The organism is Leptospira fluminis, assembly GCF_004771275.1.
Lineage (GTDB): Bacteria > Spirochaetota > Leptospiria > Leptospirales > Leptospiraceae > Leptospira_B > Leptospira_B fluminis.
The window spans coordinates 115,249-136,539 of record NZ_RQEV01000007.1 but is presented as its reverse complement, the minus strand read 5'-3'; the positions used below and the strand labels follow the sequence as shown (position 1 = coordinate 136,539).

The 21,291-nt window shown below is 46.9% G+C and carries 13 protein-coding genes; 5 read left to right on the top strand and 8 right to left on the bottom strand.

Annotated elements, in window-relative coordinates; genetic code table 11:
• Nucleotides 1-43: 43 nt before the first annotated feature.
• From EHO61_RS05885 to EHO61_RS05870, 4 genes are all read right to left on the bottom strand, one after another.
• Entirely contained in the window at nucleotides 44-1,978 is a 1,935-nt protein-coding gene (locus tag EHO61_RS05885; protein ID WP_135812707.1) for an AMP-dependent synthetase/ligase, read from the bottom strand.
• Nucleotides 1,979-2,096: 118 nt separating this feature from the next.
• Nucleotides 2,097-3,890, bottom strand: coding sequence for a diguanylate cyclase (locus EHO61_RS05880; protein WP_246032030.1), 1,794 nt, complete (start codon nucleotides 3,888-3,890; stop codon nucleotides 2,097-2,099).
• A 38-nt stretch (nucleotides 3,891-3,928) separates the two neighbouring features.
• Entirely contained in the window at nucleotides 3,929-5,299 is a 1,371-nt protein-coding gene (locus tag EHO61_RS05875; RefSeq protein ID WP_135812706.1) for a polysaccharide deacetylase family protein, read from the bottom strand.
• A 107-nt stretch (nucleotides 5,300-5,406) separates the two neighbouring features.
• Nucleotides 5,407-5,919 (bottom strand): LB099 family protein, encoded by a 513-nt coding sequence (locus tag EHO61_RS05870; protein ID WP_135812705.1) that lies wholly within the window; start codon nucleotides 5,917-5,919, stop codon nucleotides 5,407-5,409.
• Between the two features lie 616 nt (nucleotides 5,920-6,535).
• Here EHO61_RS05870 and EHO61_RS05865 point away from each other — a divergent pair.
• Entirely contained in the window at nucleotides 6,536-7,375 is an 840-nt protein-coding gene (locus EHO61_RS05865; RefSeq protein ID WP_135812704.1) for an SDR family oxidoreductase, read from the top strand.
• 101 nt (nucleotides 7,376-7,476) lie between these two features.
• The gene (locus EHO61_RS05860; protein WP_135812703.1) at nucleotides 7,477-7,902 is read left to right on the top strand and encodes an Rrf2 family transcriptional regulator; all 426 of its coding nucleotides are present in this window, start codon (nucleotides 7,477-7,479) and stop codon (nucleotides 7,900-7,902) included.
• 244 nt (nucleotides 7,903-8,146) lie between these two features.
• Here the strand turns inward: EHO61_RS05860 and EHO61_RS05850 are convergent, their stop codons facing one another.
• The 3 genes from EHO61_RS05850 to EHO61_RS05840 form a co-directional block, all read right to left on the bottom strand.
• The gene (locus tag EHO61_RS05850; RefSeq protein WP_135812878.1) at nucleotides 8,147-8,494 is read right to left on the bottom strand and encodes a TfoX/Sxy family protein; all 348 of its coding nucleotides are present in this window, start codon (nucleotides 8,492-8,494) and stop codon (nucleotides 8,147-8,149) included.
• An 81-nt stretch (nucleotides 8,495-8,575) separates the two neighbouring features.
• Nucleotides 8,576-8,917 (bottom strand): type II toxin-antitoxin system PemK/MazF family toxin, encoded by a 342-nt coding sequence (locus EHO61_RS05845; RefSeq protein WP_135812701.1) that lies wholly within the window; start codon nucleotides 8,915-8,917, stop codon nucleotides 8,576-8,578.
• Nucleotides 8,904-9,152 (bottom strand): ChpI protein, encoded by a 249-nt coding sequence (locus EHO61_RS05840; protein WP_135812700.1) that lies wholly within the window; start codon nucleotides 9,150-9,152, stop codon nucleotides 8,904-8,906. Before EHO61_RS05840 ends, EHO61_RS05845 begins: the two co-directional genes overlap by 14 nt.
• A 286-nt stretch (nucleotides 9,153-9,438) precedes the next feature.
• Here EHO61_RS05840 and EHO61_RS05835 point away from each other — a divergent pair, with 286 nt between their 5' ends.
• The 3 genes from EHO61_RS05835 to recD are packed head-to-tail and all read left to right on the top strand — an operon-like array spanning nucleotide 9,439 to nucleotide 18,346.
• The gene (locus EHO61_RS05835; RefSeq protein WP_135812699.1) at nucleotides 9,439-12,882 is read left to right on the top strand and encodes an exodeoxyribonuclease V subunit gamma; all 3,444 of its coding nucleotides are present in this window, start codon (nucleotides 9,439-9,441) and stop codon (nucleotides 12,880-12,882) included.
• The gene (locus EHO61_RS05830) at nucleotides 12,879-16,568 is read left to right on the top strand and encodes a UvrD-helicase domain-containing protein (RefSeq protein WP_135812698.1); all 3,690 of its coding nucleotides are present in this window, start codon (nucleotides 12,879-12,881) and stop codon (nucleotides 16,566-16,568) included. The genes EHO61_RS05835 and EHO61_RS05830 overlap by 4 nt, the downstream gene beginning before the upstream one ends.
• The gene (gene recD / locus EHO61_RS05825) at nucleotides 16,565-18,346 is read left to right on the top strand and encodes an exodeoxyribonuclease V subunit alpha (protein ID WP_135812697.1); all 1,782 of its coding nucleotides are present in this window, start codon (nucleotides 16,565-16,567) and stop codon (nucleotides 18,344-18,346) included. The genes EHO61_RS05830 and recD overlap by 4 nt, the downstream gene beginning before the upstream one ends.
• A gap of 6 nt (nucleotides 18,347-18,352) precedes the next feature.
• On the opposite strand, the gene EHO61_RS05820 is transcribed toward recD, so the two are convergent.
• Entirely contained in the window at nucleotides 18,353-21,202 is a 2,850-nt protein-coding gene (locus EHO61_RS05820) for an adenylate/guanylate cyclase domain-containing protein (protein WP_135812696.1), read from the bottom strand.
• Nucleotides 21,203-21,291 lie beyond the last annotated feature (89 nt).

Sequence of the window (21,291 nt, the reverse complement as noted above, 5' to 3'; positions counted from 1 at the left end):
CGAGAAATTCGTTTCAACGGTTACATTGGCTAAAAATAAATCCTTATTTGTACAATTTCTCTATTGCGTTTTTGTATTTTTCGGCGACCACATTCCGGCGAACCTTCATGGTCAAAGTCAATTCGTCTCCCGGCTCGAACTTCTTGGGTAGAAGATAGAAATTGGACACCTTTTCGAAATTTTTGAAACCGTTTTTGGAAGAAACCAGATCTCGAATTTCTTTCCTGAACAACTCGCGGACGTCCGGATCCGAATTCGGATCCTGGATTTCTTGGAGTAGTCTGGACTTCCATTCCTGAAGTTGTTTGTCCAAGACTTCCCAGTCCGGAACTAGGAGAGCTCCGACGGACTTCTTGTCGTGCCCGACCACCATAGCTTGTAGGATCAGTTCGCTCTTTGTCAGCGCGAATTCGATAGGCTCGGGTTCGAGATTTTCCCCTCCGGAAAGCACGATCGTATCCTTTGCTCTGCCTGCGTATTTTAGGTCTCCTTGCGCGGTCCAAAAAAGGAGATCCCCGGAATTCAGCCACCCGTCCACGAGCACTTCTGCCGTTTTATCAGGATCCTTATAATATCCCATCATCACGTGAGGTCCGCGGTGCCATGCGATTCCTTTGATTCCCGGGTCGTGAATTTCTTCTCCTTTTTCGTCGAGAAGTTTGATCTCGACTCCGGGAAGACACTTACCTAAGGTTCCTACCGTGATCGCGTCCAATCTCCTACGGGTGGAGATACCTCCTAACTCCGTCATCCCGTAACCTTCCAATAAAGGAATCCCTATGGAATTGAAAAATCGATCTATGTATTCGGGCAGGGCACCGGCGCCGGAAAGCGCATATTTCAGATTTCCCCCGAGACCGTTTCGAATTTTAGAAAAAACGAATTGAGCCATCAAATTCGGCAAATACAGAATTGCCATCGCCGCCAAGGCCGCGGATCTACGGAGAAATTCCATCGGAAAGGAAATCCTATGCAGAGAATATTCCAGACCAATAAATCTGCTTTTGTACTTATGAAAGGAAGAAGCGACTTTCTGAAAAATAGGAAAAAGCAATCTTTTAAGAGGCGAGGCTTCCCTCAGTTTATCCTGGATCTTATTATAAAAACTTTCCCAGACGCGAGGTACGGATAAGAGAAAGGTCGGACGGATTTCCTGCAGATCCTGACTTAGACTCGAAATGGAAGTGAAGGCTTCCGAAGCGCCGACACGCACACAGGCAGTTTCTATCAATCTTTCCGCGATATGCCACGGGGGAAGGTAAGCCATGGTTCTATCCTCCGGACTGAAATGGAGGTCGTAAAGAGAAAGGGAAGTGTCCACGTTAAACATTATGTTTTTGTGGGAAAGCATGACGCCTTTCGGCCTCCCGGTGGTGCCGGATGTGTATACGATCGTGGCAAGATCGTCCTCTCGGATGGACTCTCCTCGTTTGTGGAATTCCATCTCGCCTTTTTCCCGGATCCAACGATCACCCAAGGAGATTAGGTCCTCTAAATGAAGAACTTTGAAGGAATCGTTTTGTCCTAGATTGGCGGAAGGTTCGAACACGATCAGAACCTTCAATTTCGGAAACGCCGAGGAATTCGAAGCGATCTTACGAAGAGTGATTCCGTTTTCGACGAACGCAACTCTCGCTTCGGAATGGTTTAGAATATAAACTAAATCCTCGAGAGTGGAGTCCGTTCCTCTCGGGACATCCACGCTTCCTATGTTCGTGATTCCCATACTGGCCCAAAGCCATCTGTATCCGGAATCGGCGATCAAGGCTACGTTCTCTCCGCGATCGACTCCGATAGAAGTCAAACCGAGACCGATCCTGATTATGATTTCGTATAGTTCGGAATAAGACACGGCTCTGTAGGATTTTCCGTCCGGTTTGTAAAATTGAGCCGGGTGATCCTTAAAAGTCTCGGCGGAAACCTTAGTCATGTGATACAAAGTGGAGGAGTTGAGAAAAGGAAGCCTCGATGTTTCCATAGCGGGAACCGATTGTAACCTCGGTTAAAAACCGGGTCCAGGAAAATTTGGCCCTTTTAGTACTTTTTTGGCTTTTTTAGTCCGACTGTAAGTTTAGATCGGATTACAAAAATCGATTTTAATGTCGGATATGATTTCTACCGAAAGACTTCGCATCATACAGATTCTTATCCGCAGCGCCGAGAAGTTCCTGGGGAGAATGGATTTCCCTGTCTAAATTGCTGGAGACTCCGATGGACACGGTCACTCTGGAAAAAGGACTTTTTTCATGAACGATCTGCATATCTTCTACCGTTTGTAGCATATCCAAAGCGACTACTATGGCTCCTTCCACAGGAGTGTCCGGAAGAATTACGCCGAATTCCTCACCGCCGTATCTGGAGATCATGTCCGAAGAACGATTCAAACAATCCTTCAATGCGAGAGCCACTCTTTCCAGGATTTCATCTCCTTTCAGATGTCCGTACGTATCATTGTAGGATTTGAAATAATCCACATCTATCATAAGCATTGACAGAGGTCTTTCCGTACGGAGAGATCGGTTCCATTCGCGGTCCAACTCTTGGTCGAAAAACCTTCTATTCGCCACCCCCGTCAACGGATCCAACAAGGAGAGCTCCAAAAGCTGATCCGCTTTCTCTTTGTATTCCTCTTTTTCCTTTCTGAACGTGTTGATCCTATCGACCAAACCTAGAGAAAGCAAGACTACGTTACTCAAAAGACCTAATTTCAAAGCCCCGCTTGCGATCGGCTCGGATTCCCAGAGTCCCAATCTATTTAAGGAAAACATGATAATTCCCGTAAGACCTAGTATCCATGCCGCAAGGAAGATTTTGGCCCTTCTGTCGTTTTTCAGCGCCCTTAAAACGGAAACGAAGAGGAGCAAAAGGATTCCTAGGATGGAAAGAACCGCGATGATCGGAAGAAGTTTATGAAGCGGAAAAAAAGGGGAGGCGCAGAGAGTAAGAACCCATACCCCTGCCAGCAATTTCGACAAGAGATGCAGCCTAGGATGGGAGTTCCGGGTTTGTAGGTATTCTTGGGAAAAAAGGATCAAAAAAAACATCGCCATAGGCGTGATAGCGGCGAATGCGTAGTTTCCCCATTTCGGGAAATCCGAAAAAAGTAACCAGAAGCCGTAACCGGAACTGATCAAAGTAAATAACACGAAAGAGAATACGACGATCGTATAGTATAAGTACGCTTTTTCCCGAATCCCTAAGAAAAGGAAAAAATTATAGAAGACCATGACTCCCAAAGCGCCGAAGAATATACCGTTCAGCACAAGGGATATTCTGAAGGACTCTTCCCATTTGCTCCGGGTAATTAAGGAAATTGGAATGGTCAACGACCCTTCGGATTCCACCCTAAAATAGACCTCCACCTCCGCCTTGTCTTCCAAAGGGATAGGAAATACGAAGTATCTGTCTTTGACGGGTCTTTCCTTGAAAGGAGTAAGATTTCCGGTATGGTATTCACCCTCTCTACCCAAAGAATCCTTCCAATATAGGTCTATCTTATCCAAATGGGGGTATTCTATTCTTAGGTATCTTTCTTCGGATATCGGTTCTTCCACTTCCGCTCGGAATTTGAACCAGTAAGGATTGGAGTCGTAACCGAAGTTGGAGATTTTATCCGCGTTCCTACGAAAAGAGGAATCCAGTTCTCCTCCGATCACTTCGTTCGAGGAAAGCGAGCCTAGGGAATCCCTCATGAAAGAAATTTCGTCGAAAAGTCGGATCTCTTCCGGCGAGCCGGAATCCAACTGCAACTTTTTTGCAGGAGTCGTCTCCAAAGATTTGGGGAACGTTTGTCCGACGAAAATCAAAAAAACGGCAAGAAAGACCGGACCAGAGATTAGAAAACGGTAAAATTTGGAAAGGCATTCCCGCATACAGCGGAAACGATCCACCTCATTCGGAGAATGTCAAAGATTTTCTTCCGTACGATTTAGTCGGGTTCTCGGTTAAAAGCCTGCCTATTCACGAAGAGAAACTGGGTTTCGGTGCGTCTGCCGTCCGGAGTCTTACCGGTAATCACGAGGGGAGGGTAACTCACTTTCGTTTTAAAATCGGGTACTCCGACCACGTACTCCGTCGCGGATTTTTTGGATCGAATCGCGTTCTTGCCTCGGATTTTCATTTGAATCGTCGCGGGATCCAATCCTTCCACGTTTACGGAAAATGCTTGTCCGGGCTTGACCCAGGAACCGTCCGCGATTCCGAGTTTGATCTTTCCAGGAGGGCTCGCGCTCAATATCGAATTGAATCTAGCCTGAGATTGTCCCCAAGGAATCAGGGACCTATGAACCGTATAAGGATCGGTGGAAGGAACGTTCTTGCCCGGATTAACGGTGAACGCCATTCTATAACCCGCTTCCTTTGCTTCCTCTATCACCCGAACGTCGAATAATCCGAAAGGATAAGCGAGATCTTTGACCTTATGGCCGGTTTTCGCCTCGAGAATCGCTTTGGATTCCCTCAATTGTTTCCGAATTTCGGCCCGCTTCATCGCGGGCAATTTAGGATGGTATAGAGTATGAGAACCTAAATCGAGAACCCCGCTGCCCAAAGCTTCCTTCAAGTCGGGCCAACGCATATAAAATTTGTATTTGGGATTGGAGATTGTACTAGGATAAATGAATATCGACGCCCTAAAACCGTATTTTTTCAGAAGGGAAACCAGCACGGTCTTATGGGTCAAAGAACCGTCGTCGAAAGTAAGCAAAATAGGACGTTTGGGAAAATCCGCCCCGCTTTCCCCCTTTATATAAGAGTAAAATTGGTCCAAACTTACCGTTTGGTAGCCTAACTTTTTCAGATATTTGAACTGCTCTTCCAACAAACTCGGGTCAAGATTGTATCCTCCCATCGGGTTTCCGTTGTCCGCCAGATGGTGATAACAGAGGACCGGGATCCCTTTTCCGTGGCCTGACCCGTCCGGATTCTCTTTGCTGGCGTCGTAAGCGACTCTGGCCGGTAAATTCGAAACATTCGGGAGAGAATTTTCGAAAGTTTTGGCGGACTTGGGAGAATCTTCGATTTTCGACGTTTTGGACCGACGAGAGACTCGCGAGCGAACCGTTTCGCTCTTGTCGTCCGAGAGATTTTCCTTCTTTTCAGGATTCGGATTTTCGCGATCCGAAGCGGGGGATTCCTGAGAATCTGAGGCCTTGGATTTTGTGCGGGTTTCCGAAGAATTCTTCTTCGAACCGGTTGTGGACGGTTCTGGATTTAAAAAATTTTTTACCGGAGTCGCTACTGCGGAGAAAGAAATCAGGAATGTTACGATCAGGATAAACGTCGGTGTAAGGCGGCTCATATTCTCTCAGATAGGAGGAGTCACCGCCCATTTTTTTTACGGCATCCGCGTTCGCAACTTGTTTCCGGAACCTCCTCCTTAAGGAAACGCTTCGGAGGAGGGGAAATTTATTTCTTTCCTTTTTCCCTAATCATCCGCTTTAAGACGGACTCGGAATGATGACTTAATTTTACGACGGCCACCTTGGTCGGTTTCTTTTTTTCGGATTCGAGAAGTAGGCTAGCGAACCTGAATTTCCTTCGGATATGATTCACTGCAGGAATGGAAGTCTTAAATAATTTCGCCAACTCGTGGTCGGCGTGTCCTTCCTGATTCAAGTCGTAGAATTTATTCAGTTTATTTTCATCCCAAACGATCTTTTCATCCGACTTGTAGTAATTGTGATGCTCCAATCTCCGGCTGTTTCTTTCGTACGATCCCTTATTTCTTTTCTCCCGCCAGAACGGATGCCGATTTCTTGCGTATTTTATGTCATCTATTGTATAACCTGATTTATTCAACCATTCTGTGGTAATACTAGATTTCTTCGGTCCTTCTAGTTTTGATTTTATGGAAAATTCGATGTATTGCTCGGGCGTTTTTGCCGAGAGAAGTTTCTTTTTTTCCTTTTCGTAATCCATATCCTTGCCTTGCGATCGTTGACCCACCGTGAATAGGGTGTTAGTTTCTATTTAAGTCGGTGGATAGTGTTCCTTACCATAAGCTGTACCGAAACTCTTTTTCCGCCTATACTTCGAAAAAACAAAACGACTCGAGTCATTTCGATCCGGTGTTTGTAAGACTTAAATCGGCTAAGTATACTAAGAATATTAACCGAACTACAATGTCCCGATTTACTAATGTTACATGAGCCGGGAAAAATTCCGATAAGTATACGATCGAATCCGACCCCGATCCGACTCGTACAGTAGCGGTCATTTTTATAAGCGAAGTCCCTTATCATCCTATAAAAGCCGAACTGGGGATTTTTATCGGAAGCGCTCAAAAAATATTCATTAGAAATCACGGGTACGTCCGAGTTCTATTTTCCGTCTTACCGACGAAAAATGGAAGCATAGAACTAGCTCTACGATCGGAAATCGTTGGAAAACGGCATATTTGTACGCTTGGTCGCAAAAGTTCCTACATTTCCGAACGCCTCTCCTGACGAAATTTTTTTTCCATTCCTGCCGATCCGGAAGAAGGCTTTCCCGCTCTTGGGAGGTCTAAGTGAAAACTACCAAGGAAATAGTACAAATGAAATACTCGGTCATTACCGGAGGAACGGAAGGAATCGGGAAGGCGACCGTAAGCGGATTAGCCGAAAGAGGTTGGTCGGTCACCATGATCGCTCGAAATCCGGACAAAGCCGAAGCGACGGCAAAGGAAATTCGTGCGAAAACGGGAAACCAAAATGTGGACTTTATCGCCGGCGACCTTTCTTCCCTGGAAAACGTGGCGAACACGGCCAAGACCGTTCGGAAAAAAATTCCGAAAATAGACGCTTTGATCAATAATGCGGGATTGATGTCTCCCGAAAGACAGATATCCAAAGACGGATACGAAATGAATTTTGCGGTCAATCACTTGGCCCACGTTTTGTTAACCGAACTCTTACTGGAGAACGTAAAGGCAGCTAGCCAGGGGAGAATTATTGCGGTAAGTTCCAAATTGTACAGGAATGCCAAGCCCGATCTGTCCGATCTTTCGCGGGAAAAAAAATATTCCTGGATTCAGGCTTATGCGGATTCCAAATTGTATAACATTTTTTACGCCCAGGAATTGGCGGATCGACTCCAAGGAAGCGGAGCAACGGCAAATTCCTTGCACCCGGGAGTAGTCAATACGTCTCTTGCCAGGGGTTTGAAAGGTCCGATCGGATTCGTTTTTTCCGGAATAAAAAACCTATTCTTTATCTCTCCGGAAAAAGGAGCGAGAACCTCGATCTATCTCGCGGATGCGCCCGGATTGGAAAAAATTTCCGGACAGTATTTCGAAGATAGAGTTCAGGTCCCTCTATCCGGCCTGGCATTAAACGGGGAGCTTCGAAAGAGAATCGGGGAAGAAACCCGAAAAATTCTGTCCAAATTCCTATGATACTCGGGAACGGGGAAAATTTCCCGTTCCTTTTTCCGATCGATGGTGATGGAACCCGATTGACCGAGGCGAAGTTTACGTTACGCTCGGAATCCCTTCTTATGGCCGCTAATAAAAGATTTTCCGTCGCCGTTCATACGCTTGCAGTCGTAGGTTACCACCAAAGAAAAAACTCTTCCCTCGTAACTTCCGAAGATATCGCGAAGAGCGTGGATACGAATCCGGTCGTCATACGAAATCTGGTGCGGTCTCTAAAAGCCGCCGGGATCGTCGAATCGAAGGAGGGAAAAGGAGGGGGACTTCTTTTATCCAAGGATCCGAAATCCGTCACCTTAGGCGAGGTGTACCGTGCTTTGGTACCTTCCCCAGTTTTGAAAGAGAACGACGGCAATGTCCAGAAATCCTGCCAAGTCAGTTGCCATATCAAACAAATATTAAAGCCTTTTTTGCAAAAGGCGGACCAAGCCGTTTTAGATACGTTATCACATACGACATTGGAAGACGTGATTCAAGCGATTCCGAAGTAGGGATCCGGCTATCCATCGGCTTTGGCACTGTACGCCGAACCAGTACTGCTTCATGAGCTCCGTGTCGGTAAGTGCCGACCATAACTTTTCCGGCACCCATCCCGCCACCTCGCGTAAAGGTTCCGCTCGAAAAGAAATGAGTACTTCTCGTCCTTGTTTTTCACGTTTGATCAGCCCGGCGCGTTCCAGCAATATTTGTCAAACGATATTTCGCTCTTCGATTTCGGCCTTCAAGTCCTGCGATTTATTTCTTCTTTCGATTTTTAGAACTCTTCGCTCTCTTGTTGAAGTCGAGGGACAGTTCGATCCAGTAGTCAAAATCCGTATTCGTTTTGATCGCATCTTCGCCGACCAGCACGTAGCCTTTGTATTCTCTGCCTTTCATATTCATGGTTCGGCAGCCTTTTCGCTGAATCGCATCCTCGTGTAGGGCAGGATCGATGCGGCAAAGCAATTCGTCATCGCCGACGCCGATACACATCTTACCGTTCACCATAAAGGTGACGCCGCGAAACATCCGTTTCTCTTCTACGTCGGACAAATGTTGGAGCGCCGTTCTGACTCGGTTCGTCAGTTGTTCGTTGTACGCCATGAGGAACCTCACTTGAGAATTGTATTTCGATTCGAGCGGATCGCTTTGCGCAAAACTCGATCGCAATTATGTTATACTTTTTTAATCAAGGCCAAGAACGACTTTTAGTCCATCTTCTACTTCTGACATCTTGCTCGGCTTTAGTTTGCCAGCTTTACTTAAAAATCTTTCCCTATCCAGTGTAACGATCTGTGAAACATTCGCAACTGAATCTTTCGGAAGATTCGAGTCCCTTTTTGATAAAATCACGTTCCCAGGAGCTTCAGCTAAATCCAAATTTGAAGTAATCGAGACAACAATTACTGTGCTAATATTGCTTTCATTAAAGGGATTATCCTGTACAATGAGAATCGGTCTTCGAAAGCCAGGTTCGCTATTGAAAGGAATTCCTAGATCTACCCACCAAATTTCACCACGAATCATTCTTCAAACTCTTCCGTAGTATCTCTACCGATAGATCGTCACTATTTTCTTTAGAAATATTATTTTCTTTGCGATAGATTCTATTTAATCTTTCTGTAATCGACTCTTTGCTATGAAATTTAATAAATTCCTCCAATGCTCTAGCAAAAAGCTGACTTCTAGGAATACCCAATCGTTTAGCCGTTTTTTCTGCGGTTTTAAATAGGTCATCCGGAATCGAAACAGCAGTCTTCATACAATTGGTATAACTTTAGTTATACCAGAATCAAGGAAAAACTGGGGTATTTTCGAAGAAATTCGGACACGTTTGGTGGGAAAAATTCTCAGGGAAATAGATCGCTCATCGCTCCGTTCTATATAATGCGACATAATCTTGATTATCGGAAGAAACCCGTCTGTCACCAAATGCAAGCTACTTTTCCGTTTGGATCCGCTCCAATCGCGTCTCATCCAAGCAATCTCCGAACCGAGAAAAATCCTTTTCTCGGCGCTTCCTTTCCCTACATTGGATACGCCTTCCCATGTCCGTTACCGTATTTTCTTCCGATGATTTGTCCGAGTTGGCCCGGATCCTACAGGACTCGATTTCCGGAGAACTCGAACGAGAGAACGGATTGTACAGCCCTTTGGTAGTCATTCCGAACAAGAGCATGGAAACTTGGCTGTACTTGGAATTCGCGAAGCGGAAAGGCGTAGTCTTCAATCTTCGGTTTCTCTTTTTAGAAAAAGCGATCGAGGAATTATTGAAAAGAAAATATGGTTCCGATCCGGACGTTCGGACCTTCGCTCGACCGGAAGAAAGAAAATTCCTCATTTACGAATACGTCCAAAGCCACCCTGAATTTCTTTCGCGGTATCCTTCCTTACGATCCTATTTGATTCCTCCCGGCAGACAAAGTGTAGATCCGACCCGCTTATTCGAGTTTTCGGGAAGGATCGCGAATTATTTTAAGGATTACGAATTGCACAGGCAAGACTGGATTCGGAATTGGTTGGGCGGAAAAACCGAATATTTACGATTGGGCGAACAGGATATCGAAGAGAAGATCGCCACCAAATCCCAGATGTTTTTTCTCCAAAAAGAGTTGTACGCCGCGGTCGCGGCCTCTTCCAAAACTTTGATTCAATATGCAATGCAAGCGGAAAACCGCGGGCAAGGTCCGAAATCGGAAAATGAAAACCGCCGATCGACGAAGTTATATTTATTCGGTCTATCTCAACTTTCACAGACCTATCTTGCGTTATTCAAGAAATTATTCCCGGAAATATCCCTGGAAGCTTATCAATTCGGACTTCCTCAGGATAGCATCGGTACCGAAGAAAACGCGTCTCTTCCTTGTCGCAGATGGGCATCTCCGTTCCGATCCTTATCGATGAGCTGGAACTTAGCGGGGGCTTCGATTCAGAATAGGTCCTCCGTTAAGGAACGGAAAGATAAGAGCGTTCTTACCTCCTTCCAAGAATACTTACTCGCCGGCTCCGATGCGCTTTCGGACCGCAAACACTCGGATGCCAGCCTTGTCATCCTGGAGGCTCCGGGAATCTTTCGGGAAGTAGAAGCGGTGTTTCACGTAATTCTTTCCAAGCTGGACGAAGATCCTACCTTAAACTTGACGGATATCGGAATCTTTTGTCCGAACTTATCCAAGTACAGGCCCGCTATCGAGTCCGTCTTCGACGGGGGAATCCCCGCCAAATTGATAAACGAAAACGGATCCGCCGAATTTTCCGTTCGGACCCTACCGTATACGATCCAGGATCTCAGAGCGGGAGAAACCAGTCCGTTTTTGAACGGGATTCTATCCGTATTTCCTCTACTCTTGGGCAAACGTTCCAGGACGGAATTCTTTGCTTTATTCCGGAATTCCTGCTTTCGGAATAAATGGGATATCGCCGCCGAAACTGTTCGCGAATGGGAGGAACTTTCCCGGGAACTTTCCCTTTTTTTGGACGATTCCGAGGAAGGTCCTCCTCTTCCGTTTTCGTTTCGAAACGGATTTCTTCGCTTATCGATGGGAGAAGTTCTTCCTCCCGCCGCGGAAGAAGAGACTTCCTTTTCCCCCTATTTCGCCTCCGATCGAAAAACTGCGGAACTATGGATCGGAACCTGGAAACGTTTGGAAGCAATGATGGATCGATTCGCGGAGGAATGCGGACGTTCCGAAATCGATTCGGACGGATGCTTGGATTCTTTCGCATCCTTTATTCGCGAATTGCTGGGACCGACCGAAGATTCTCCCGAGGAGAACTCCATCTCATCCGAACTCTTTTCCAAATTCGATTCCTTACGGGGAAAAGCATGGGATCCGGGAAATTTCGAAGATCGGTTGCGATTTCTGGAAGTTTTCGTACGGGAATCCTCCGAGGGAATTCCGGTCCGCAAGGGAAAATATCTGACAGGTGGAATCACGGTCTCTTCTCTCCAGCCGATGCGTCCCATTCCGTTTCGGCATATTTTTCTGTTAGGTCTGGGAGAAGTCGAATTCCCCGGTTCCGAGGATCGCTCCGCATTCAACTTAAGACACCTATCTCCTAGAGAAGGAGATGTCACGAACCGGCAATTGAACGAACTATTATTATATGAGACCGTCCTCTCGGCCAGGGAAAGCCTGAATCTTTCTTTCGTGTCCATGGATTCCAGTTCGGAGGAGGAAATGGCTCCTTCCCCGTCTATTCTGCAAATGGAACAGGCGCTAAGAGATTACGTCCTTCTCCCCGAGGAAAGCGTGCGGATTCTTCTCCCTTTGAACAAACATAGCCGACAATATTTCCAGCCGAGACCGGACGGGAAGGATTTCCGGAGCCAATATTTCCGGACCTACGATATTTCCTCTTCCACGGCTCATGGATTCGAAAAAGATAAAATAGAATATTCTAAAATGTTTCTGGATTTCCGGAGCCCTGAAGCCGAGACGATACGAAAACCTGATGAGCGGTCGGGAACCGATGCGGAGATTACGCTCGACTTAAAGGATTTGATCCGCTTCTGGCGATCACCTTTGCACCATTTTCTGAGGACTCGATTCGGCCTGTTCGCAGAGGACCAAAAAGAGGAAAATTCCTCATCTAGCGAACCCTTCCGATTATCGGATCCCCTAAGAATAGTAACGAAGTCCTGGGAACTTTTTTTCAAAACCCTTTCCGAAAAATCCGTTCCGAAAGATTCCTTGGCGCTGTTTCGGAATTCCCGGGAAAAAGCGATCTCCGCTTTCGGAAAGAAGGGGTTTTTGCCCAGAGGTAAATACGGACAGGTGGAAGAGATCCTTCTCTCGGAAAGATTCGAACGTTCTTGGGGAAAAATTTCTCCTCTATTGGAAAACAGAGATTTTTACGAGGCGGTTTCTTTCGGGGAGTCGACAAAGCAAGGTAGAATTTTGACTCTTCCGACACCTACACTTACTCTAAAGAACGGATCTCGAATCCGATTTACCGGGCTCAAGGAATCTATCTTTCTCTCCCAAGAAAAGCGGAGCATCGTCCTAGTATATCCCAACTCCAAAAAGAAACTAAAGAACGGAATCGAGCCTTTTCTGATCCAATCGATTTTGGATCTTGTGCAAACGGAAAATTCCCCGAAAATCGTATCAGTCCTTTTCGGATATACGGCCAAAGACGGGGCTCCTGAAATTTTGGAATTCGAGGAAAACGATCCGGAGAGGACGGAATTTTTAAAATATCTAGCGGAAGAATATCTAGGCGCGGAAAGACCTCTACTCTCCCCCGATTTTTGGGAGGATTTTCCCTTAAGAAAATCGGGAGCTCTTTTCGATTCCGGCGGAAAGGAGAAAGAAGAACTAGGACGGGAATTCCTCCAATGGATAAACGAATCCCTGGAATACGAACTTTCGGACTACGTACCGGCGACTCTTCGTCTGCTCCCCTCCCCGAAACGCTTAGTCCCGACAAACGCATTCGAATTGTCCGAAAAATTATACGATCCCGTTTTTAGAGGGTTGTTTTCATGAATCGGAATTCTCCGGATCTTCCTCATTCCTATGCGGATCATATAGATCTTGCCAGACACGGATTCATAGGCGCCTCCGCCGGAACGGGAAAGACCCATACGATCGTATATTTAGTATTAAAAATTTTGCATGCGTACTTTCTTTCCTCCGATTCGGACGGGTCCGAAAGAGGGATAGAATCGATACTCGTACTGACTTATACCGAAAAAGCGGCCTCCGAACTCCGCTCCCGTATCAGACACGGAATCAAGGAAAGAGTTCGGGTTTTGGAAGCAGGCCTTTCCGCGGAACCGGGCTTGGAACGAGAAAGAAAATATTTCCTGGAACAACTCGGTCGCCTAGACCAAGCGACCATCGCTACGATACACGGATTTTGCAATAAGATTCTGAAGGAATATGCTCTGGAGACGGGGACCCCTTCCGATCCGAAATTGGTTCCCGAAGAGGAACCTTTGCGTCGCCTCCTGGATTCCCATCTTCGTTCGGAATTCGCGGAAGAACTCCCTCCGGAAAGTCTAGTGTTGACTCTATTGGAACTGAGAAAGTCCTTCGACAACGGATTTACCGGAGATACCTGGGAGGGATTCCTTGCGGAGATAGCCGGTAAAAAAGAAGCTTCTCCGGATTCTACATTTTTCCTTCCCGATCCTTTCTCCGGATCCTTTCCCGACGAGGAGAAGATCCGAAACGTTTTTCAATCGTTAAACGAAGAATACGGTGGACTCAAAGTAAGCCAGGAAGCCTTGTTGAAATCCCTGCACGCGAGTACCAGAAAAGCCTTGGCGGAAAGACAAATCGCCTTCGAATCCATACTGAAAAACGCGACGGCGGCTTTAGATCCTTTTCGGGAAGAGGAACTCACGAAGGCGATTCTGGAAATCGGGCGCCTCAAAAGAAAAGACTCCGGGATCGGAAGCATACTACTCTCCGACGAGGAATTGACGAAATCAGGATCCGATCCGGCTGCCGAAAAATACCGGAATTGTCGCGAAGGGGTAAGGAAAAGCCTCGTCCCTCTAGAAAACCTTGCGACCTTATTCGTGGTAAAAATCGCGGAAAAGATCGTAAAGGAAACTCCGTTCGAAAAGAACGGAAGCGGAGAAATCACGTACAACGATATGATCCGAAATCTTTCCCGATCGATTTCGGATAACTCTGATTTATTAAGCGAACTAAAAAGAAGATTCGATTACGCCATCGTGGACGAATTTCAGGATACGGACTGGAGCCAATTTTCGATTTTTAAAACCGTGTTCTTGGAGGAAAATTCCGATTCGGAGAGGACTAGGAACCGATTGTTTCTGATCGGAGATCCGAAACAGGCGATTTACGGATTCCGAGGAGCGGACATAGGGACGTATTTGGCCGCAAGGGCTTACATGGACAAAGGAGGCGCTTTTTCCTCCGTTTCCACGGTGTATCCTGAACTTGACACGAATCGCAGATCTTTGCCCGAATTAGTCTCTTCTTATAACGACCTATTTTCCGCCGGAGGGGAGGCTTGGTTTCCGATCTCCGAACCCGGATTCGAGCCTATCCGATATTCGAAAGTACAGGCCGCTTCCGAAGGTGGCAAAGCGGTTTTATACTCCGACAAAAGCGGGAGAGGAGCTCTTAACGCGTTCGCTCTTCCGGTCGGATCGAATAAACAAGGATTAAGAGAGCCTTACGCAAAGTTCGTCGTTTCGGAGATTTTGCATCTTGTTTCGCCGGAGACCGAAATTTCCATCCGAAAGGAAAAACAGAACAAGCAATCCTATCCCGGCAAAGTCGAATTCGGAGATATAGCGATTCTGGTGCGGAACCAGGAGGATTCGAGAGAACTGGAGAATTATCTTAAGATCGCGGGAATACCCTATTCGAATATCCGCAAACGAGGACTCTTTTCCTCCAACGAGGCCTTTCGTTGTAGGCAGATACTATCCTGCATAGAAGACGAAGGCTTGCCGGATTCCTTTTACAAACTTCTGCTTTCGGATCTCTTCGAAATTGCTCCGGATCGTCTGCATCTATATGCCGAATATTCCCTGGAATCGGAAGAAAAAAGACGAATCGAATCCTGGAGAAGATTCGCGCGAAAAAAGGACTTCCCCGCCCTATTCCGTTCCTTGAGTACGGAAAGCCTTTTGGCGAGACCGAGAGATTCCGAAATGACTTTGGAATGGGAAAGAAGGATCGCGAATTTCAAGCAGATCTTTTCTTTGTTAACCGAAATGGCCTCCGAAAACGATCTTTCCCTTCGGGAGATCATAGATTGGATGGACGCCAAAATTTCCGCCGAAGCCGGAGTGGAAAAGGACGAATCCTTATCTCGGGAAACGGAAGAGGACAGGGTAAAAATCCTGACCATACATTCCAGCAAAGGTCTGGAATTTCCCTTCGTATTTCTAATGGGTGGGTTCTCAGGCTGGTCTCTTGTACATCGTAAATATTACGAATACAGGGAAACGGTTTCCGCAAACGGTTCCGAGCCTAAAAGTCGTAAGATTCTGGACCTTACCAAAGAGCATCCGGAAAAATACCTGACCTATCTAAAGAACGAAGACAAACGGTTGTATTACGTTGCGGTCACTCGAGCCATGTACAAATTCTACTTCCCTTTGCTTTCCGAGCCGTCCTCGGATCGCCCTTTGGAATTGTTCCGTTCCTCCTTTGAAAAGATAGCGGAGCGTCCTTCTTCTACCTCTCATATCTCTAAAATCTTTTGGAACGAGGAAAAGAGAAAGTATTCCGTCGAGACCCTTTCCGGTGTTCCGACGGAAAAAAAGACGTCGGTGGCGTTGGAACCCCTCGCTTCCGAGCAGGAACCTACGAGAAGTCCTCTCCCTTGGCCTCGAAACTGCGAACGTAGAAGAATCCGTATGGAAAGTTATTCATCCTTGGATCGGTTTTTAAACCCTCCCGAAATCAGATTCGGATCGGAGTCGGAACTCTTCCGAATGGACGAGGAAATTCCCGTCTCCCTCCCGTCCGGAGAACTTCCATCCTCGAACCGAATGGGAAATCTTCTGCATCATCTTTTGGAGACTCTCGAATTTTCTCTTTTCTATCGCGCTGAAAACCCTTTCCACTTAAACGAACCTCGCGCTACGGATGTGAAAAAACTACTGAGAGAATACGGATTCGGAAAGGACGACCAAGAAAGACAGGTTTTCGCCGAAAAGATTTTAGCTATGCTCTGGAACACCCTTCGTTCTCCCCTTCCCCAAATTCCGAGCTTGGATTGCCTCGCGGCATTACCTCCATCCGAGAGAAAACACGAAGTGGATTTCTTTCTCAAACTTTCGACGGGACGGTCCGAAAAGGAGGAATTCCTGAACGGAACGGTGGACCTGATCTTTTTTTCGGAAGGCAAGTACTGGATTCTAGACTGGAAGTCCAATCGTCTGGAAAGTTCCTCCTACTCCGAAACGGATCTGAAAAGAAAAGTGGAGGAAGTATATTCGCTTCAATTAGCACTTTATTCTTTAGTGTTAAACGAATGGTTGAAAGCCAGGTTCGGAGACGAATACGATCGGAATCTCCTCGGCGGGATGTATTTCCTCTTTTTAAGGGGGATGGATCCGAATCGTTCCGATTCGGGAATTTTCTTTCAAAAGATCGATCCGGAGTTCGTCGAAAGTTCCAGATTTACCGTTCTTGACGCTTTGGAACGAAAACATTCGGAAAAAGGAATACGACTATGACCGAGGAAATCGGAACCACCGATCGGGACTATATTCGATTTCTGACTTCGGAGATGCACAGAGTCCTTCCGGAATCCGAACAGGAGGATCTTTTCCAAAGGAATTCCCTTCTCTTAACCGCCTTGAGAACGGGAAGTCTGGGAATTCCCGAAAGAAAGGATTCTCTTTCGAACAAGGATAATCCTTTCTTTCGATCCAGAAACGGAATCCTGTATTATCGAAAAACCTTCGATGCTCTGACTTCTTCCGAGGAGATTTTCCGAAGTCTCTTAAAAAGAAATCCGCCCGAGAGTCAAAAAAAGGAAATCCCCAAAATCCTGAAGGAAATTACGGAACGTTCCCCTTTAGTCTTACGCAAAGAGGGCTTGGAAACCGTACTTTGCGGCGAAGGGGAGCAAAGAGAGGCTTTGGAAGCGGCTCTTCATTCCTCTTTTTTCGTGCTCACGGGAGGTCCCGGCACCGGAAAGACCACGGTGGTTACGAGCCTTTTGCGGGCACTGGTTCGATTGGGATATGATCCGGATAAAATCGGATTGGCCGCTCCCACCGGCCGGGCTGCACAAAGATTAAGAGAATCCTTGGAAAACACTCTGAAGTTTGGGACCGGTACGGATCCGATAGATCTGAAATTGTACAACCTATCCACCTCCACCTTGCATAGATTATTAAGATTCGATCCGAATACTAGGAATTATAAATACGGAAAGGATTTCCGTCTTCCGTACGATGTGGTCGTGGTGGACGAAGTTTCCATGGTGGATTTGGATTTGATGCATTCCCTTCTACTTTCCTTACCGGACACAAAACGGGATCGATTTCGGATCGTTCTGCTCGGAGACGCGGACCAACTTCCGAGCGTGGAGGCTGGCGCCGTCCTTTCCGATCTGGCGGAATCTATTTCCCGGTCAGAGAATTTCTACAGGCTTAAGACCGGCCGCAGGCAAACCGGAAACGCCTCGACGATTTTTGATGCGGCAAAGGAATGTATCTCCGCAGATACCGATGCCGATTCACTTTTAAAAACGACTTTTTCCGTCCAATCCTCCCCGTCGTTAAGCGAAGTACCGGAAGCGACGATCCGAGACGGCTTTTACCGGAGCGAAATCGATCTCAAAAAGGATCGTATCCGTTTTTTAAGCGAGTACGTGGAGAAATGTCTACTCCCCGGATTTTCTTCCTTGGACAAAATCCGTTCCGATCCGAGACGACTGGCAGAATTTCTCAGAGCGGATCTGAATCACACGCGAATCCTAACGATTTTAAGGCAAGGAGAATTCGGAAGCGAAGGGATCAACAGAGATATCATCCGCTTGCTTTTGAAACAAACGAAGATACGCACCATTCATTTGGGTACCCGGGTCTATTTTCCCGGGCTTCCGATTCTGATCGTAAAGAACGACCGTTCTAGAGGTCTTTTTAACGGAGACACGGGACTCGTTTTGGAATTCGAAACGATCACGGGAGAAACGGAGATGCGTGCCGTTTTCTTTCTGGACGGAACCATCCGGGACTTTGCTTTGGATACCTTGCCTCCTCACGAACCGGCGTTTGCGATTACGGTGCATAAATCCCAAGGTTCCGAATATGATAACGTATTTATTCTATTTCCTCCGGATCCTTCCTCCGAAACGGAATCCCCGAACGAATTGCTGCGCAAAGAGATCCTATACACCGCGTTAACGAGGGCGAAACGGAAAGCGATCTTACTAGCCGAAGACAAAAACCTTTCCGTCTCGTTGAAAAGGAAATCGGAAAGACTCACCGGATTCCGTATTTAAATTTCCTTATTTGTGGTCTCTGGTATAGACTCCATCCCAATTTGCAGGAGGAGGGTTCTTCAAGTATTCTTTGCAGCGATCGATCAACAAATGTACGGATTTATCGCTTTGCTTCTTTACGGTTTCCGATTCCTGAAAACAACGGACCGCTTTGTCCCAATGTCTTTCCAAATACCGGGAGATTCCCTCTTCGTACAAAGCGATGGATTCCTTGATAGAAGTCGGAACGGCGGCATTTTTTTCCGCGATCGCCTCGTATAGTACGACGGGTTCCGTCTTACCCTTGACCCTTACGAGATCCAATTTGCGGGTGAGAATGGAATCTTTGATCTCTCCGTATACGGCGTCGGAGACAAGAATCGACACTCCGTAATCCTTACCGGCCGCTTCAAGACGCGCGGCTAAGTTGACCGTATCACCCATCATCGTATAGGAAGCGAGAGCATCGGTTCCCATAAACCCGACCTTCGCTAATCCGGTGTTCAAGCCGATCCTGATTTGCATTGCCCTGGCTTCGGGAATGTATCTATGATCTTTTTCCCAGGATTTGCGGAGTTCCTCCAATTTCGCCAGCATCTTCAAGGAGGCTCGTGTGGCTTTTAAACAATGTTGCTCCACCTCCACCGGTGCGTTAAAAATACCGACGATAGCATCCCCAATGTACTTATCCAGGACCCCTTCGTGATCCTTCAAAATCAGTGTCATGGCAGATAAGTATTCGTTCAAAAGTTCCGCCAATTCCACGGAGCTCAGTTTTTCGCTGATGGCGGAGAAACCCGCCACGTCGGAAAAAAACGCGGTGACTCTTTTTTCCGTTCCTCTTTTTAAGGCCGCGAGATCCTTCATTGCTTCGCCGATCACGACCGGATCGATCATACTTCCCAAAATACCCTTGATCTTTTCCCGTTCGCGTAAGCCGCCCACCATGTGGTTCAAGGCCACGGAAAGATTTCCGAATTCGTCGTTTCCTCCGGGTTCGAACTCGACGTTCAAGTCTCCCTCTCCGACTTCCTCCGCATCCCGGATCAATCTTTTGATCCTCTGCACTACGATTCCGGAGATAAAAACGGCCAAAAAAATGGAGAAGCCGCAAATCCCGAGAGCGGACAAGACCGCACGATCCCGGTTGTTCCGAATGGATTTCAAACCTTCCGTTCTATCCACGATAGTTCGGATCAGTCCGGAAAAATTCGAACTCAATACGATTGTGGGAACGTCGTCTCCTTCCCCTGATAGGAGCGGGACCGTATCCAATTTCCAGAGAATCTGTTCCGCTTCCGTACGACTGTTTCCTATGATGCCGTCCGGGAATAAGGCCTTCAATTTCGCAGTCGGAGTCTCGCTTTCTCCGGAATAGATCCATTGGCGGAGACTAGTCCACCTCTCTCGAAAGATACGACTTTCTTCTTCCGATCGGAGAGACCTTTCGTAATCCGATCCGTCCGGACGAAAGCGCAAAAGGACCAAGTCCTCCAAAGCCGAGTCTCGGATCGACCCTAGGGCTTCCAGCCGTTCCTGTTCCTCCTCTTTGGGAGGATGATTCCTTTTGTACGTGGCGAAAAGAAGGTCCCGCTTTCGTATGAGAGATTCGTAATTCTCATACTGTTTGCGGAATTCTTTGTCCTTAAACGGAGGAATCGGCGGTTTCTTCTCCCGCAATTCCCTTAGTCTAGTCGTCAACAAGGGAGGAATCTTGCTAAGGTCGACAAGAATCGCTCTTTCTTCCGAAAGATAGGAATTCCAGGCCCCGAGATGATTCCGGGACGCCTCCACTAATTTGGCTCTTTCCGTAGAAGCCGGATTCCGAAAATGGGGAGAATACAATGCCTGTAATTCCAAACCGGAATGTTGAAAAGAATCGGGAGGAATTTCTCCCGTAACTCCAACCTTTTCCACCAACGTATTCAAGGAACGTTTTAGACCTTCCTCCAAATTGGAATCGAAAGAAATTTCGTTTAACGGGGACTCCGGATCGAAGATGCGGGTATCCAGAGTAGGCTCGGAGTCCTGCCCGGGAAGAATTCCGGAAAGAGGAAAGGTCTGGAGTCGGAACCTTCCCGTATCTAGTCCCAAGTCCTTGATTTTTTTTCGACGCGAATCCGCAAGCAGTTGGACGATTTTGGAATCCATCGCCGACCTTCTTTTACGAGCGAGAAGGGATTTTTCTCGGACGTCCTCCTCCAAAGCGGAGAGTTCCGTGGCGTCCATTTTTTCCCGGTTTTCTTTTACCTCGTACAATCGTTTGCGCAATAAGGAAGCGTCCCTTTCCGCAAAGACCACTTGCTTTGCCAAATGTTGGAGTTGGGAAAATTCCCGTTCTCCGACCGGCTCATGTCCCCCGTTCTGTTGCAACTGTGCCTTGACGTTTTTTTCCAGAACTTCGATGTCTCCCTTGGACAGATATTCCGAATAATACGTATCCAAGGTTTTTCTAATTTTATTTTTTCCTAAAGCTCCAAAAAGACTAGTCTTGATCCCGAAAAAAGAGACCTTTTTTTCCTGAACCAAAGTCTTGGTGGTTCTATATTTCTTTAAGGCCTCGGTTTGTTTGCTGACCCGATCCCGGAACTCCTCGATACGGATCAAACTCTGGGAGATATTGTCCAACTCCAAGACCAAGGAGGAAATGTACCTTCTGGAAATGGCCGCCTCTCTTTCGTAACTATCCGTCAAGATCTCGGTCTGCTGCTTCACGTAAATCACCGAGAGAATGAAAATCGTCAGCACGATCAGACTCCCCGTAAATAGGGCGAGTTTTGCCCGGATCCCGGAATAAAAAAGACGAAGGATTCCCTTGAAGCCGGAACGGATACGATTTAAAAAGCTCGGATGGGAAGAGGGCAAGGTCTCTTTCATATTAAAAAAAGACCTTTCCCGCGTTTTTGTGGCAAGCACTATCTTCGGAAATTTCTTTACTAGCGAATTCGACGCGGAACCTTAGTGCA